Origin of the sequence: Paracidovorax wautersii (assembly GCF_900113035.1) — a bacterium.
GTDB classification, from domain to species: Bacteria; Pseudomonadota; Gammaproteobacteria; order Burkholderiales; family Burkholderiaceae_C; genus Paracidovorax; species Paracidovorax wautersii.
On sequence record NZ_FONX01000003.1, the window covers coordinates 104,019 to 119,443 of the forward strand.

The 15,425-nt window shown below is 70.3% G+C and carries 13 protein-coding genes; 2 read left to right on the plus strand and 11 right to left on the minus strand.

The window, feature by feature from the left end:
- Positions 1 to 27 precede the first annotated feature (27 nt).
- Both BM070_RS05455 and BM070_RS05460 read left to right on the plus strand, forming a co-directional pair.
- Positions 28 to 690 (plus strand): Smr/MutS family protein, encoded by a 663-nt coding sequence (locus BM070_RS05455; RefSeq protein WP_092938349.1) that lies wholly within the window; start codon positions 28 to 30, stop codon positions 688 to 690.
- A 110-nt stretch (positions 691 to 800) separates the two neighbouring features.
- The gene (locus BM070_RS05460; RefSeq protein ID WP_092938351.1) at positions 801 to 2,177 is read left to right on the plus strand and encodes an amidase family protein; all 1,377 of its coding nucleotides are present in this window, start codon (positions 801 to 803) and stop codon (positions 2,175 to 2,177) included.
- Between the two features lie 111 nt (positions 2,178 to 2,288).
- On the opposite strand, the gene BM070_RS05465 is transcribed toward BM070_RS05460, so the two are convergent.
- The 11 genes from BM070_RS05465 to BM070_RS05515 form a co-directional block, all read right to left on the minus strand.
- Positions 2,289 to 4,391, minus strand: coding sequence for a bifunctional 2',3'-cyclic-nucleotide 2'-phosphodiesterase/3'-nucleotidase (locus BM070_RS05465; RefSeq protein WP_092938353.1), 2,103 nt, complete (start codon positions 4,389 to 4,391; stop codon positions 2,289 to 2,291).
- A 156-nt stretch (positions 4,392 to 4,547) separates the two neighbouring features.
- The gene (locus tag BM070_RS05470; protein WP_092938355.1) at positions 4,548 to 4,955 is read right to left on the minus strand and encodes a group II truncated hemoglobin; all 408 of its coding nucleotides are present in this window, start codon (positions 4,953 to 4,955) and stop codon (positions 4,548 to 4,550) included.
- Between the two features lie 54 nt (positions 4,956 to 5,009).
- On the minus strand, positions 5,010 to 5,765 hold the full coding sequence (locus tag BM070_RS05475; protein WP_092938357.1) for an alpha/beta hydrolase: 756 nt from the start codon (positions 5,763 to 5,765) through the stop codon (positions 5,010 to 5,012).
- 106 nt (positions 5,766 to 5,871) lie between these two features.
- Positions 5,872 to 8,481, minus strand: a complete 2,610-nt coding sequence (locus BM070_RS05480) for an ABC transporter permease (protein ID WP_092938359.1) — start codon at positions 8,479 to 8,481, stop codon at positions 5,872 to 5,874.
- 75 nt (positions 8,482 to 8,556) lie between these two features.
- Positions 8,557 to 9,462, minus strand: coding sequence for a formate dehydrogenase accessory sulfurtransferase FdhD (locus BM070_RS05485; protein WP_092938893.1), 906 nt, complete (start codon positions 9,460 to 9,462; stop codon positions 8,557 to 8,559).
- 103 nt (positions 9,463 to 9,565) lie between these two features.
- Positions 9,566 to 9,973, minus strand: a complete 408-nt coding sequence (locus tag BM070_RS05490; protein WP_092938361.1) for a hypothetical protein — start codon at positions 9,971 to 9,973, stop codon at positions 9,566 to 9,568.
- Positions 9,970 to 11,196 carry a formate dehydrogenase subunit gamma gene (locus BM070_RS05495; RefSeq protein WP_092938363.1) on the minus strand — a complete coding sequence of 409 codons (1,227 nt, stop codon included), beginning with the start codon at positions 11,194 to 11,196 and terminating at the stop codon, positions 9,970 to 9,972. Before BM070_RS05495 ends, BM070_RS05490 begins: the two co-directional genes overlap by 4 nt.
- Positions 11,197 to 11,213: 17 nt before the next feature.
- Positions 11,214 to 11,456 carry a hypothetical protein gene (locus BM070_RS05500; RefSeq protein WP_434803172.1) on the minus strand — a complete coding sequence of 81 codons (243 nt, stop codon included), beginning with the start codon at positions 11,454 to 11,456 and terminating at the stop codon, positions 11,214 to 11,216.
- Positions 11,456 to 12,079, minus strand: coding sequence for a formate dehydrogenase FDH3 subunit beta (fdh3B, locus tag BM070_RS05505; protein ID WP_092938368.1), 624 nt, complete (start codon positions 12,077 to 12,079; stop codon positions 11,456 to 11,458). The genes BM070_RS05500 and fdh3B overlap by 1 nt, the downstream gene beginning before the upstream one ends.
- Before the next feature lie 95 nt (positions 12,080 to 12,174).
- Complete coding sequence (locus tag BM070_RS05510; protein ID WP_092938370.1) at positions 12,175 to 15,144, minus strand: formate dehydrogenase subunit alpha; 2,970 nt, start codon at positions 15,142 to 15,144, stop codon at positions 12,175 to 12,177.
- 17 nt (positions 15,145 to 15,161) lie between these two features.
- Positions 15,162 to 15,377, minus strand: coding sequence for a twin-arginine translocation signal domain-containing protein (locus tag BM070_RS05515; RefSeq protein ID WP_092938372.1), 216 nt, complete (start codon positions 15,375 to 15,377; stop codon positions 15,162 to 15,164).
- Positions 15,378 to 15,425 lie beyond the last annotated feature (48 nt).

A 15,425-nucleotide genomic window follows, 5' to 3' on the forward strand; every position in this document is an offset into this window, starting at 1 on the left:
ACGGATTGGGTTACAACCCTCCTTGCCATGACCGTCAAAGCCCGCTCCCTCCAAGACCTCCAGCCGCTGCGCAAGGCGCTGGCCGAGGCCGCCGCGCGCGAGGCCGAGCGCCTGCGCGAACGGCAGGAGGCCGCCCGCCGCGCCCGGGCCGAGCGCATGCTGTTCCAGGACGCCGTGGGCCCCGTGCAGCCGCTGCGCGGCACGCAGGAGCGCCGCTGGCACACGCCCGAGCCGCCCGAGCCGCTGCCGGTGCAGCGCACCCTGGACGAGGAGCGCGTGCTGCTCGAATCCATCAGCGACGAGTTCGACGTGACGACGCTGCTGGACGTGGACGACCAGCTGAGCTTTCGCCGCCCCGGCATCGGCCAGGACGTGACGCACCGGCTGCGCGCCGGCTACTGGAGCATCCAGCGCCAGCTGGACCTGCACGGCCTGCGCACCGACGAGGCGCGCGAGGCGCTGGGCGAATTCGTGCGCGTGGCCCACCGCACCGGCCTGCGCTGCGTGCGCGTGGTGCACGGCAAGGGCCTGGGCTCGCCGGGCAAGACGCCGGTGCTCAAGAGCCGCGTGCAGCGCTGGCTGGTGCAGAAGAAGGAAGTGCTGGCCTTCGTGCAGGCCCGCCCGGCCGAAGGCGGCGCTGGCGCGCTGGTGGTGCTGCTGCAGCCCGGACGGCGGCGCGTGGCCGGCTGAGTCTTTTCAGCATGGAATCAGGCTGCAGCCCTTGATGGGCAAGCGCATCCAGCTATCAATTTGATACCGAACACCTTCACCTTCCGGGCCGACCGCCCCCGCCACGCACCATGACGCAAGCCCTCCACGACACCCTGCTCGCCGGCACCGCCAGCGCCCAGGCCGCAGCCCTCGCCCGTGGCGACACCACGGCCCTCGCCCTGTGCGATGCCGCCATCGCCCGCATCGAGGCGCAGGACGGCGCCATCAACGCCGTGGTCGTGCGCGACTTCGCCAACGCGCGCCTGCAGGCCGGGGCGGCCGATGCGGCGCTGGCGCGGGGCGAGCGCCGCCCGCTGCTGGGCGTGCCGATCACCGTCAAGGAATCGTTCAACGTGGCCGGCCTGCCCACCACCTGGGGCTTCGAGCACGCCCGCGGCTTCATCGCCAAGGCCGACGCGGTGGCCGTGGAGCGGCTCAAGGCCGCCGGCGCCGTGCTGCTGGGCAAGACCAACGTGCCCGTGGCGCTGGGCGACTGGCAGAGCGCGAACCCGATCTACGGCCGCACCAACAACCCGCACGACCTCTCGCGCACGCCCGGCGGCTCCTCGGGCGGCGCAGCCGCTGCGCTGGCGGCGGGCTTCGTGGCGCTGGAGCTGGGTTCGGACATCGGCGGCTCCATCCGCGTGCCGGCCCACTTCTGCGGCGTCTATGGGCACAAGCCCACGCACGGGCTGCTGCCCGCGGCGGGCCACGACTTTCCAGGCTTTCCGCCCGGCGCGCCGAACGAGCTGGCCGTGATCGGCCCGCTGGCGCGCAGCGCGCAAGACCTGGAACTGGCGCTGGACCTGCTGGCCGGCCCCATCGGCGCCCAGGCCCGCGCCATGCAGGTGCGGCTGCCGCCCGCGCGGCCAGTGCAGCAGGCGCGCTGCCTGCTGATCGACAGCGCCCCCGGCGCGGCGGTGGCGAGCGACATCCAGGCCCGCCTGCGCGCGGTGGCCGACGACCTGCAGGCCAGCGGCTGCACGGTGGAGCGCGGCGCCAGCGAGCTGCTGCCCGACCTGGCCGCGAGCCACGCCGCCTACCACCGACTGCTGATGACCTACATCACGCGCGGCACGCCCGGCGCCGCCAGCATGCCCGCGCACGAATGGCTGCAGCTGCTGGACCAGCGCGCGCGGGTGCAGGCGCAGTGGCGGCGCTTCTTCGAGAGCTTCGACGCCCTGCTGCTGCCCGCCTTCGGCTGCACCGCCTACCCGCATATTCCGGCCATGGACTGGAGCACGGCGACGGTGCCGATCGACGGCCGGCCCGAGCTGCTCGGAGCCCAGTCGTTCTGGCAGAGCGTGGCCACCCTGCCCGGCCTGCCCGCCACCGTGGCGCCCATCGGGCGCGGCAGCGATGGCCTGCCCATCGGCATGCAGCTGATCGGCCCGATGTACGAAGACCGCACGCCGCTGGCGCTGGTGCGGCATCTGGAGGCTTTCCGGGCCGCAGCCGCAGCCTGACGGACGACAAGGCCGCAGGCGGCCCCAAAGCCAACGGCGCGCAAGGCCCCAGGGCCCTGCGCGCCGTTTCGCTGCCCCGGTGCCGCCTGCAGGCGCCACCGGGGCAGGCGATCACTTGGACAGGTCGATCGCGTACTTGGACGTGCCCTTGCCCGAGCCGTCGTCGGCCGCCACCAGCGACACGCCGGACAGGCCCGCGGCCTGCGCCACGCTCAGGGCGCCGGCGCCGGAGCTGAACACCACAGGGCCGGCCGTGCTCGCCTTGGTGAAGCGCCAGCTCTTGGCCGCACCGTTGGCCGAGCGGGTGACGGACGGGTTCTTGCGGATGTAGTCGATCACCACGTCGCGGTTCGCATCGGGCGAGGCCCAGATGGTGCCGGAGCCGTCGAGCTTGTCGCTGAAACTCTTGCCGCTGGTGGCGCGGTAGTTGTTCGTGGCGATCACGAATTCCTGCGCCGGGTCCATGGTGGCGCCCTTGTAGGTCAGGTTCTTGATGCGGCTGCCCGTGGGCTGGGTCACGTCGATCTCGTACTGCACGTCGGCCGTGGTGAACATGTCGAAGTTGTAGCCCGGGAAGCTGCTGATGAGCTGCTGCTCGGTGGTCTTCGTCGTGCTGATCTGGTTGAAGCGCTTGGCGGCGGATTCGAGCCAGTTCTTGATGTCGGCGCCGTTGACCTTCACCGCATAGACGGTGTTGGGGTAGAGGTAGAGATCGGCCGCGTTGTTGATCGCCAGCGGGCCCACGGCCACGTCGGTGTAGTCGGCACCGCCCTGGAAGCCGGACTTGAACGGCGCGCTCACCGACAGCACCGGCAGGCTCTTGTACTGCGGCAGGTTGGCCTGGATGTAGGCCGCCACGTAGGCCTGCTGCGCCTGGTTCACGATCTGGATCGCGCCGGGGTCGCCCACGTCGGCGAACAGCGTGCTCATGCGGAAGTCGGTGCTGCCGATGGGCGTCTTCACGTAGGCGATGGCGGCCTGGTGCTGGGTATCGACCAGCGGGGCGATGCTGGAGTCGGCGTCCACGAACACGTTGGCACCGGAGGCGTCCTTGGCCTGGATGTTGCGCAGCTCGGCCTTGGAGCCGCTCTTGTCCACGCTCCAGGCCTTGCCGTCCCACTTGAGCGACAGGCTGATCACGCCCAGCGCCTTGCCCCAGGAGCTGGCCATGACGGCGGGCACGCCGTTGATGGTGCCGGCCTGGTTGTCCACGCCGGACTGGGTGAATGCGGGCTTGGAGCTGCGGTCGGGGAACACGCTGTGCTGGTGGCCCATGACCATGGCGTCGATGCCGGACACCTTGGACAGGTGCAGGCCCGGGTTCTCCATGGTGGCCGAATAGGCGCTGCCATCCAGGCCGCCGTGCAGCAGCGCAACGACCACGTCGGCGCCCTTAGCGCGCAGCTCGGGCACGTATTTCTGGGCCGATTCGACCGCGCCTTCGGTATAGACCTTGCCGTCCAGATAGCGCTTGTCCCAGTTCAGGATGCCGGGCGTGGTGAAGCCGATCACGCCGATCTTCACCGGCAGCTGCACCGTCTTGCCGTCGGCCGTCTGGGCGGTGATGGTGCGCTCCAGCAGCACATAGGGCTGCACCAGCGGCTGCTTGGTCTTGCTGCTGTACACGTTGGCCAGGGCCATGGGGTAGCCCGCGCCCACGCACTTGACGGAGGGGTCCACGCCATCGACGTTGAGGCCGCCGCCCAGCACCTGGTTCAGGTAGGGCAGACCGTAGTTGAATTCATGGTTGCCCAGCGTGCCGGCATCGAAGCCCAGCGCGCCCATGGCCTTGTACATGGACAGCTGCTGCTTGCAGTCGATGGGCTTGACCACGGCTTCGTAGTCGGCCAGCGCCGTGCCCTGGATGGTGTCGCCGTTGTCCACCAGCACGGTGTTGGCGAATTCCTTGCGCGCCTGGCGCACCAGCGTGGCGGTGCGCTCGAAGCCGTAGGTCTTGTCTTCGGCCAGCTTGAAGTAGTCGTAGCTGCGCACGTTGAAGTGCAGGTCGGTCGTCTCCAGCACGGCCAGCGTGGCCGTGGCGGGCGCGGACTGCGGCGTGGCCGGGCTGGCGGGCGTGCTCGGCGAAGCCGAAGCGCTGTCGCCATCGCTGCCGCCGCAGGCCGCCAGCAGGGCGGCACAGCCGACGGCGGCCAGCGCCCAGCGGCGCGACGGATGGACGGGCGAGGCGCCCAGGATGCGGTGGAGATGTGGCATGCGGTGCGATCTAGGAGGAATTGAGGAGAAGCAACGAAAGCGCGAGTGTCGGCATGCCGATTGACATGCGCGTGACACTGCGCAATTGGTTGCAACTCCGTTCGCTCCCCCGCCCTGCCCGCATGGCCAGCGCAAGGCCGATCGCCTCAGCGCAACCTAGCCGCCCCGGTTGCGCATCCAGTCGGCCGTGCCCATGAAGCTCTCCTTCAGGCGCACGCGCAGGGGCTCGGGCACGCCCGTCTCGCCCATGGCCTGGTCCATGCAGGCCACCCACTCGTCGCGCTCCTTGATGCCGATGGAAAACGGCATGTGGCGCATGCGCAGGCGTGGGTGGCCGAAGCGTTCCTGGTAGTAGTCGGGGCCGCCCAGCCAGCCGCAGAGGAACCAGAAGAGCTTGTCGCGCGCCTCCTCCAGCGTGCTGCCGTGCGCTGCGCGCAGCGCGGCGTAGGCGGGCTCCAGGTCCATCAGGTCGTAGAAGCGATCGACCAGGGCGCGCACCTGGGGCTCGCCGCCGATCCATTCGAAGGGGGTCTGCTGGCTGGGGCTCTGGGAATCCTCGGACATGGCGGCGTGCGGCTCAGGAGTGGATGAAGCCCGCGATTGTCGGGCAGCGCACGCTCAGCCCGCCGCCAGCTCGGCGAAGAAGCGGCCCACGCGCTCGGCGATCAGGTCCTTGTCGTTGTCCAGCGTGGCGACGTGGTAGGAATTTTCCAGCCACAGCAGGCGGATGTCGCTGGAGGCCAGCGTGTTGACGATGTGCAGCGCATTGGACGCCGGCACCACGTGGTCCTCGCGGCCGTGGATGACGAGCGCGGGGCAGGTGATGCCGCCCATCAGGGCGCCGGTCTGCGCGATGAGCGCCGCGATCTCGCGCATGCAGGCCACGGGCACCTCGGCATAGGCCAGCTCCTGCACGCCGGGGGCCTTGATGTCGGAGCCGATGCCCGGGATGCGGCGCGGAGCCGGGTCCAGCGCCAGCACGCCCGCGAATTCGCGCTTGAGCGGCCCCGCCGCCGCGGCGATGGGGGCGATGCCGTGCACCAGTTCCGGAAAGCGCGCCGCCATGTTCAGCGTCAGCGTGCCGCCCATCGACAGGCCCGTGATGAACACCTTGCGCTTGCGCGCCGCCAGGGCCTTGAGCTGCTGCTCGATCTCGCGCGCCCAGTCCAGATAGCCGGTGGTTTCCATGTCGTCCGGCGAGGTGCCGTGGCCCGGCAGGCGCGGGCCGACCACCGTGAAGCCGAAGCGCCGGTGCAGCTGCTCGCCGTAATGGCGCATGCTCTGCGGCGTGCCCGTGAAGCCGTGCGACACCAGCACGCCGATATCGTTGCCCTCGAATGCGAAAGGCTCGGCGCCTGCGAGTACCTGGGTCATTGCTGTCTCCTTCGTTGTATGGATTGAACGGAATCGAATGGGCGCTGCACGGAACAGGGGGCCGGGGTGCCGCAACGGCACGCCCTGCCCTGCTGCGCCGCTGCCGCTACTCCGCCGCCTGCCGCAGCGTGGCCATCACCGGCCGGCGCAGCACGCCGCGCAGCCCCCACCAGCCCGCAGCCAGCGCCAGCAGCGCGCCGGCCAGGGCGCCGGCCAGCGGCACCCAGAGCGGCGCGGTCCAGGTGAAGTCGAACACGAAGCGCGCCAGCGCCCAGCCCACGGCCACCGCCACGCAGCTGGCCAGGAAGCCCGCCAGCAGGCCCACGCCGGCCAGCTCGGCCCGCTGCACCTGGCGCAGCAGCCGCGCCTGCGCGCCCACGGCCCGCATGATGGCGTACTCGCGGGCCCGCTCCTCGCGCGTGGCGGTGACGGCCGCGAACAGCACCACCACGCCTGCGGCCAGGGTAAAGCCGAAGAGGAATTCCACCGCGCGGATCACCTGCCCCAGCACGCTCTGCACCTGCGCCAGCGTGGCGCTCATGTCCACGCTGGTGATGTTGGGGAATTCGCGCACCAGGGCGTTGTCGAAGCTGGCGCTTGCCACGCCGGGCCGCTCCAAGGGGGAAGCAGCGCCCTCGGCGGGCAGCGGACCTCGCGCAGCGGGGGAACGTGGGGGCCAGACTTCAGGGGCCCGGTAGGCCGCCAGATAGGTCACGGGCATCTCGGGCGGCATCTGCGCGGTGGTGTACATCACGAAGAAGTTGGCGCGCAGCGAGCCCCAGTCCACCTTGCGCAGGCTGGTGATGCGCGCCTCGCTCGGCAGGCCGCCGATGTCGAAGCGCAGCGTGTCGCCCAGGTGCAGGCCCAGCGTCTCGGCGATGCCCTCCTCCACGCTGATCTCGCCGGCGGCGCCGGGCGTCCAGCGGCCGGCCACGATGGGGTTGTGCGGCGGCGCCTCGGCCGCGTTGGAGAGGTTGAATTCGCGGTCCACCAGGCGCTTGGCGCGGTCTTCGGCGTAGTCGTCGGTGCTCACCGGCTTGCCGTTCACGGCCACCAGCCGGCCGCGGATCATGGGGTACCAGTCGTACTGCCGCACGCCCGCGCCGCGCAGCGCCTGCTGGAAGGCGTCGGCCTGCTCGGGCAGGACGTTGATCACGAAGCGGTTGGGCGCATCGGCCGGCGTGGCGCGCTGCCAGCTGCTGATGAGGTCGGTGCGCAGCAGCACCAGCAGCACCAGCGCCAGCAGGCCCACGGCCAGGCTGCTGACCTGCACCACCGCATAGGCCGGCCGCGCCGCGATCTGCCGCGTGGCCAGCACCAGCCAGCGCGGGGCGGTGGCTTCGTTCACGCTCTTGCGCAACAAGCGCACGGCGCACCAGGCCAGGCCCGCGAAGAGCAGCACCGCGCCTGCGAAGCCGCCCACCGCGATCAGGCCCAGCTTCACGTCGCGGCTGGCGGCCAGCAGCAGCGCGGCGAAGCCCGCCACGCCCACGCCCAGCACCGCGAGCGAGGCGGGCTTGAGCCCACCCAGGTCGCGCCGGATCACGCGCAGCGGCGGCACCCGCGCCAGCTGCAGCACGGGCGGCAGTCCGAAGGCGAACATGAGCGTGAGGCCCATGCCCAGGCCGAAGGCCACCGGCCACGCGCTGGGCGCCGGCAGGGCCGAATCCACCAGCCCGGCCAGCAGCGCCACGAAGACGTGGTGGATGCCGTAGCCGATCGCCACGCCCAGCAGGCTGGCGAAGAGGCCGATGAGCGCGAATTCGACGACGTAGCCGCCCGCGATCAGCCGCTGGCTCTGGCCCAGCACGCGCAGCAGCGCGGCAGCGTCCAGGTGGTCGTTGGCGAAGCCGCGCGCGGCCAGCGCCACGGCCACGGCCGAGAGCAGCGCGGCCAGCAGTGCGACCAAGCTCAGGAAGTTCTGCGCCCGGTCCAGCGTCTGGCGCATCTCGGGGCGGCCGCTGTCCAGGGTTTCGAGGCGCACGCCGTGCAGGTCCGGCTGGTGCACGGCGCGGTCGGCCCATTCGGTGAACTGGCGCACGGCCGGCGCGGCGCCTGCCACCGCGAAGCGGTAGGTCAGGCGGCTGGCCGGCTGCACCAGTTGGGTGGCGGGCAGGTCGGCCGCATTCATCATCACGCGCGGCGCGAAGTTCATGAAGCCGCTGCCCCGGTCGGGCTCCAGCGTGATGATGCGGCCGATGCGCAGCGCGGCATCGCCCAGCCAGAGCCGGTCGCCCACGGCGAGGTTCAGCGCCTCCAGCACGGGCGCATCGACCCAGACCTCGCCCGGCGCGGGAACGTCGCGCGTGGCCTGGCCCGGCTGGCCGGGTGCGCTTGCGGTCTGCATCTGCCCGCGCAGCGGGTAGCCGGCCGCCACGCTTTTCAGGGCCACCAGCCGGCTTGCGCCGCCCTGGGCGTCGTCCGCCCGGCCCATGGTGGGAAAGGCCAGCGTGGTCGTGGCAGCGAGGCCGAGCGCCCGGGCCTGCTCTGCGAAGGCCTGCGGCGTGGCGTTGTCGCTGACCACCACCGCGTCGCCGCCCAGCAATTGCAGGGCATCGCGCTGCAGGCCGCCCTGCAGCCGGTCGGCGAAGAAGCCCACCGAGGTGAGCGCGGCCACCGCCAGCGTGACGGCGACGATGAGCAGGCGCAGTTCGCCGGCACGCAGGTCGCGCCACAGCGTGCGCCAGCCCAGGCGGATGAAGGAAAGGTGCTGCATATGGTGCGGCACGTTATCGCAATTGCCCGCGCCCGGCGCGGGCTGGGGGCAATGGCGGCGCGGGACGTCCGGCCGTCAGGCCGCTGCGGAGGCCGGGCCGCCCTGCCCGGCCAGCTCGGGCTGCCAGACGATGCGGTCCTCGCCGCTGTAGCAGACGAAGCGGCGGTGCACGGAGCGGCCGATGGCGCACAGGTTCAGCTGCCGGGCCACGGCATGGCCCATCTGCGTCATGCCGCTGCGCGAGACGACGATGGGCACGCCCATCTGCGCGGACTTGATGACCATCTCGCTGGTGAGCCGGCCCGTGGTGTAGAAGACCTTGTCGCCGCCCGGCACGGGGCCGCCCGGCTGCATCCACATCCAGCCGGCGATGGTGTCGATGGCGTTGTGCCGGCCCACGTCCTCGACGAAGACCTGCATCCGGTCACCCTGGAAGAGCGCGCAGCCGTGGACCGAGCCCGCCGACTTGTACGTGGATTCCTGCAGGCGGATGGCGTTGACCAGCCCGTAGAGCTGGGCCTGCGTGAGCTGCGCCGGCCCCAGGTCGATGCGCTCGACCTCGTCCATCAGCCCGCCGAAGACGCTGCCCTGCCCGCAGCCGGTGGTGACTACCTTGCGGGCCGTGCGCTCCTCGATGCGCGCGATGCCGCTGCGCGTGGCCACGGCGGCGGCGTTCACGTCCCAGTCCACGGTGATGGATTCGATCTCGTCGGCCGAATCCACCAGCCGCTGGTTGCGCAGGTAGCCCAGCACCAGCCATTCGGGGTGGGCGCCCAGCGTCATCAGCGTGACGATCTCGCGCCGGTCCACATAGACGGTGAGCGGCCGCTCCGCCGGGATGTGCAGGGTCTCGCGCTCGCCGCGCTCGTTCACCACCTCGACGGCCTGCGTGAGCGGGGCGCGCGCCCCGGTCAGCCGGGGCAGGCGCGGCGGCGGCTGCAGGGCTGCGGGGCTGGAGGGGGTTTCGGTGGGAGCGGTCATCTGCTTCATGCGCGCCAGCCTACACGCACCGGCCGGCGCAGGGCCGGCCGGGGTGCAGAGCGAACTGTGGGCAGCGGGCCGCAGCGTGGGCCCGCGCGGTCGATCAGGGCTTGGCGGGCTTGCCGCTCGCCGCATCCGGCACGGCGCTGTTGTGCGGGCTGCTGGCATTGCCCGGTGGCGAGTGGGCGCCGGCGGATTCCAGCGGCTTGCTCTCCGGCGGGGTGTAGGCGAACGGGCCCGGGTCGGCGCAGGGCACGGAGCCCTGGGCAGGCGCCGGCGCGGGGCTGGAGGCGGTGCGCCGGTAGTAGGCCGCCACGCGGTCCTGCGCCTGGCAGAGCCGGTAGGCATCAACCTTGGCGCTCCAGGCGGCCTTGGCCGCGGCTTCGTTGGCCTTGGCCTGTGCCTCGGGGCTGAGCGGCGGCAGCTTGGCCAGGGCGGCCGATGCGAGTGCGGCGAGGGCCAGCCCCAGGACGGCCTGCGAGAGGGTGCGGCGGTGCGCGGTCTTCTTCATGGGGTGCTCCTTGCAGCGGCGGCGGGCTGGGCTGCGGCGGGGCCGGAGCGTTCCTCGCTGCTGCGCTGCGCGGGGATCTTGCCGTCGCGGATGTCCTGGGCCCAGAGCGCGTGGTGCTCGTGCGCCCAGGTCTCGCTGACGTAGCCGGTCTTCATGGCCTTGTAGGCGCCGCGCATGCCGATGGTGCCCATGTAGATGTGGCCCAGCAGCAGCGCCATCATCCAGAGCGCCAGGCTGGCGTGGACCATGTGGGCGATGTGCATCTCGCCGCGCAGCAGGCCCCAGCCGGGAATGAGTTTGTCCAGCACCAGGCCCGACAGCACCACGAAAACGCCCGGAACGGTGATGCCCCACCAGAACATGCCCTTCTCGCCGGCGTTGAAGCGGTGCGAAGGCACTTCCTCGTCGCCACCGCCCAGCATGCCGCCGCCCTTCTTGAGCCAGATCCAGTCCGCCATGGTGGCGATGTTGTCCTTGACGAAGGTGAGGATGATGACGGTCAGCGACACCGCGAACAGCGGGCCCATGAAGTTGTGGACGTTCTTGAGCGCGTAGGCCAGCCAGCCGAACAGCGTGGGCCCCAGGACAGGCAGCAGGAAGAACTTGCCGAAGGCCATCACGATGCCCGAGAGGGCCAGCGTGCAGAAGGCGATGGCGTTGGACCAGTGCGCCGCGCGCTCGAAGGGCGTGAAGCGTTCGATGCGGCGGCCCGGGCCGTCGGCCGGTGCATGGCCCATGGGGCCCTTGGCGAAGTAGAAGATCGCCAGCGCCAGCAGCGTGATGCCCAGCAGGGCCGCGCCGTAGGGAATGATCCAGCGGTTGCGCACCTCGCGCCAGGCCTCGCCGGCATTGGTGAAGCGCGAACCCGGGTACTGCACGAAGCGCTGGATCAGGTTGCCCGCCTCGGGCGCCTGGGTCACGGGCAGGCTGCTGTAGCCGGTCACGCCCTGGCCCACCTGCCGCCACATGGGCGCGTTGTTGCCGGGCTGCACGCGGGCGCGTTCGCCGTTGGTCTGCCCGGCGTAGCCCGGGTCGGCGCTGGCGTCGGGCTTGACGTCGAAGATGTTCTGGCTGCGCACCGCGCCGGCCGCGGGCTGCGCGGCGGCGGTGGTGGCGGCCGCGGCGGGCGGCACGTCGGCCGACGATGCCGCGGGCGACGGGGCCGGGGCCTGCGCCCAGGCCGCGCCGCCGGCCAGCAGCACCGCGAACAGAAGGTGTTTCATGGCTGCCCTTCCCCGCCTCACCGGATGCGGTTGTATTCGTTCTGCCCGTACTGCATGCGGGCCTTCATCTCCTGCTCCCAGCTGCCCTTGTCGCCCGGCTTCCAGCCCGGCGCGGTGAACTGGCTGCCGGTGCCGGCGTAGAGCGGAGCGACGCCGCTCACGGCATGGCCGGTCTGCGGCTTCTCGCCGCAGGCGGAGAGCGCCAGCAGCGCGGCGGCAGCGCAGGCCAGGGTCGCGGCACGGTGGTGTTGCGGCTTCATCATGGCTTCTGGCCCTCCTGCGGCGGCTGGCCGGCCTGGCGGGAGCCGTAGGCCGTGCCCCAGCCCCAGACCTCGGCGCCCTTGCCGCGCTGCACCACGCGGGTGCGGAAGATGTCGGCCACCACGTCGCCGTCGCCGGCCAGCAGGGCCTTGGTCGAGCACATCTCGGCGCAGGCGGGCAGCTTGCCTTCGGCCAGGCGGTTGCGGCCGTATTTCTCGAACTCGGCCTGGCTGCCGTGCTCCTCGGGGCCGCCGGCGCAGAAGGTGCACTTGTCCATCTTGCCGCGCACGCCGAAGGTGCCCTGCGAGGGGAACTGCGGCGCGCCGAACGGGCAGGCGTAGCTGCAGTAGCCGCAGCCGATGCAGACGTCCTTGTCGTGCAGCACCACGCCCTCTTCGGTGCGGTAGAAGCAGTTGACGGGGCACACGGCCATGCAGGGCGCATCGCTGCAGTGCATGCAGGCCACCGAGATGGATTTCTCGCCGGGCACGCCGTCGTTGAGCGTGACCACGCGGCGGCGGTTCACGCCCCAGGGCACTTCATGCTCGTTCTTGCAGGCGGTGACGCAGCTGTTGCATTCGATGCAGCGTTCCGCATCGCAGATGAATTTCATGCGGGCCATGGATCAGGCCTCCCAAAAGGTGAAGGGCCGGCGGCGGGCGGTCGCGGGGGTCGTCATGGTCGGTGGGCTTTCTTGTTCTGTCTCGCGCGTGCGCTTCAGGCCGCTTCCACGTTGCAGATCGTGGTCTTGGTTTCCTGCATCATGGTCACGCTGTCGTAGCCATAGGTGGTGGCGGTGTTGACGGCCTCGCCGCGCACGATGGGCGCCGCGCCCTTGGGGTAGTACTCCAGCAGGTCCTTGCCCTGCCAGTGGCCCGAGAAGTGGAACGGCATGAAGACCGTGTCGGGCGCCACTCGCTCGGTCACCAGGGCCTGCACGTTGATGCGCGCGCCGGTCGGCGTGCTGAGCCACACGCGGCCGCCGTTGCGGATGCCCCGGTCGGCGGCGATCTTGGGATTGATCTCGACGAAGGCTTCCTGCTGCAGCTCGGCCAGCCAGGGGTTGGAGCGGGTTTCCTCGCCGCCGCCCTCGTACTCGACCAGGCGGCCCGAGGTCATGATGAGCGGGAACTTCTCCTGCACGCGGTCGGCGATGTTCTTGTCCTGCACCGACTTGTAGAGCGTGGGCAGCCGCCAGAACGCCTTCTTGTCGTCGTGCGTGGGATACTTGGCCACCATGTCGGGCCGGATGCCGAAGAGCGGCTCACGGTGCTGCGGGATCGGATCGGGGAAGTTCCACACCACGGCGCGCGCCTTGGCGTTGCCGAACGGGTGGCAGCCGTGGTTCTTCATCGCCACGCGGATGATGCCGCCCGAGTTGTCGGTCTTCCAGTTCTTGCCCTCGGCCGCGGCCTTCTCGGCGTCGGTGAGCTCGTTCCACCAGCCCAGTTTCTTGAGCAGCACGTGGTCGAACTCGGGGTAGCCGGTAGTGATGTCGGCGCCCAGCGAGCAGGAGCCGTCTTCGGCCAGCAGGTTGACGCCGTCCTTTTCCACGCCGAAGTTGGCGCGGAAGTTACCGCCGCCGTCCATCACGTGCTTGGAGGTGTCGTAGAGGTTGGGCGAGCCCGGGTGCTTGAATTCCGCCGTGCCGAAGCACGGCCAGGGCAAGCCGAAGTAGTCGCCCGTCAGGTCGTAGCCGGTGTCCTTGTCCTTGCCGCCCTTGGCCTTGAGGGTCTTCACGTCGAACACGTGCATGTTCTTCATGTGCGCCTTCAGGCGCTCGGGGCTCTGGCCGGTGTAGCCGATGGTCCACACGCAGCGGTTGATCTCGCGCAGGATGTCTTCCGGCACGGGCTCGTCCATGCCCTTGACCTTCTGCAGCTTGTAGTTCTTGACCAGCTCGGGGCCGAAGCCGAGCTTCTGCGCGAACTGGTACATGATCATGTGGTCAGGGCGGCTCTCCCAGAGCGGCTCGATGACCTTCTCGCGCCACTGCAGCGACCGGTTGGAGGCGGTGCAGGAGCCGCTGGTCTCGAATTGCGTGGCGGCAGGCAGCAGATAGACCGCCCGGTTGGGGTTCAGGTCTTCGGGCTTGCCCGGCATCGCGGCCATGGCGGCCGTGGCCGAGGGGTAAGGGTCCACCACGACGAGCAGGTCGAGCTTGTCCATGGCGCGCTTCATCTCCAGCCCGCGCGTCTGCGAGTTGGGCGCATGGCCCCAGAAGAACACGCCGCGCAGGTTGGAGTCCTGGTCGATCAGCTCGTTCTTCTCCAGCACGCCGTCGATCCAGCGCGAGACGGTGATGCCGTTCTTGCTCATCATGCCGGCGGAGGGGTAGCGGCTCTTGATCCACTCGTAGTCCACGCCCCAGGCCTTGGCGAAGTGCTTCCAGGCGCCTTCCGCGAGGCCGTAGTAGCCCGGCAGGGAATCGGGGTTGGGGCCGACGTCGGTCGCGCCCTGCACGTTGTCGTGGCCGCGGAAGATGTTGGTGCCGCCGCCGGACTTGCCCACGTTGCCCAGCGCCAGCTGCAGGATGCACGAGGCGCGCACGATGGCATTGCCGATAGTGTGCTGGGTCTGGCCCATGCACCACACCACGGTGCCCGGGCGGTTCTCGTTGAGCAGCGTGGCGACCTTGAGCACCTGGGCTTCCTTGACGCCGCAGGCTTCCTCGACCTTGTCGGGCGTCCACTTGGCGAGCACTTCCTCGCGCACCTTGTCCATGCCATAGACCCGGTCGTGGATGTACTGCTTGTCTTCCCAGCCGTTCTTGAAGATGTGATAGAGCACGCCGAACAGGAAGGGGATGTCGGTGCCCGAGCGGATGCGCACGTATTCGTCGGCCTTGGCGGCCGTGCGCGTGAAGCGTGGGTCCACCACGATCACCTTGCAGCCGGTTTCCTTGGCATGCAGCAGGTGCAGCATGCTCACCGGGTGGGCCTCGGCGGCGTTGGAGCCGATGTACAGGGCGACCTTGCTGTTCTGCATGTCGTTGTACGAATTGGTCATGGCGCCGTAGCCCCATGTATTGGCCACGCCGGCCACCGTGGTGGAGTGGCAGATGCGCGCCTGGTGGTCGCAGTTGTTGCTGCCCCAGAAGCTCACGAACTTGCGCAGCAGGTAGGCCTGTTCGTTGTTGTGCTTGGACGAGCCCACGAAGTACACGCTGTCGGGGCCGCTGGCCTTGCGCAGCTCCAGCATGCGGGCGCTGATCTCTTCGAGGGCCGTGTCCCAGCTGATGCGCTCGTACTTGCCGTTGACCAATTTCATCGGGTAGCGCAGGCGGTATTCGCCATGGCCGTGTTCGCGCAGCGCCGCGCCCTTGGCGCAGTGCGAGCCCAGGTTGATGGGCGAATCGAACACCGGCTCCTGGCGCACCCAGACGCCGTTTTCCACCACCGCATCGACCGCACAGCCCACCGAGCAGTGCGAGCACACGGTGCGGCGCACGCTCAGCTGCGTATTGCCGAGGCCGACCTTGGCGCCTTCGGCCGCATCGGCCTTGCGCACCAGCGTGAGCTGCGAGGCAGCGAGCCCCACGCCCACGCCCAGGCCGGAGCGGCGCAGGAAGCCGCGCCGGTCCATGGTGGGCAGGGTCTGGGACAGGCCGCGCCGCAGGCTGTGGACGAACGGAGATGCATGCGCGGCCTGCGACGGCGCGCCGGAAGTTTTCTTGGTGAGCAGCATGGGACGCCCCGCTTTCTTCAAAGCCGGGTGGTTTTGTAGTAGTGCTTGACGTGGTCGGAGAGGTGGTAGCCACCGCCCCGCTCAGGCGCGGGACGGGGCTCGGGCGCTGCGGCCGGTGCCGGTTCGATGGCAACCTGGGGCAGCACCGCCACGGTGGCGGCGGCTGCGCCGACGGTGGCTGCGCCGGCGAAGAAGCGGCGGCGCGAAGGGGGGGGAAGCTGGCGTTCCTGCATGCTGTGTCTCCAGGATGGCTCGCGTTAGTTATGCAATGGCTTGCATAC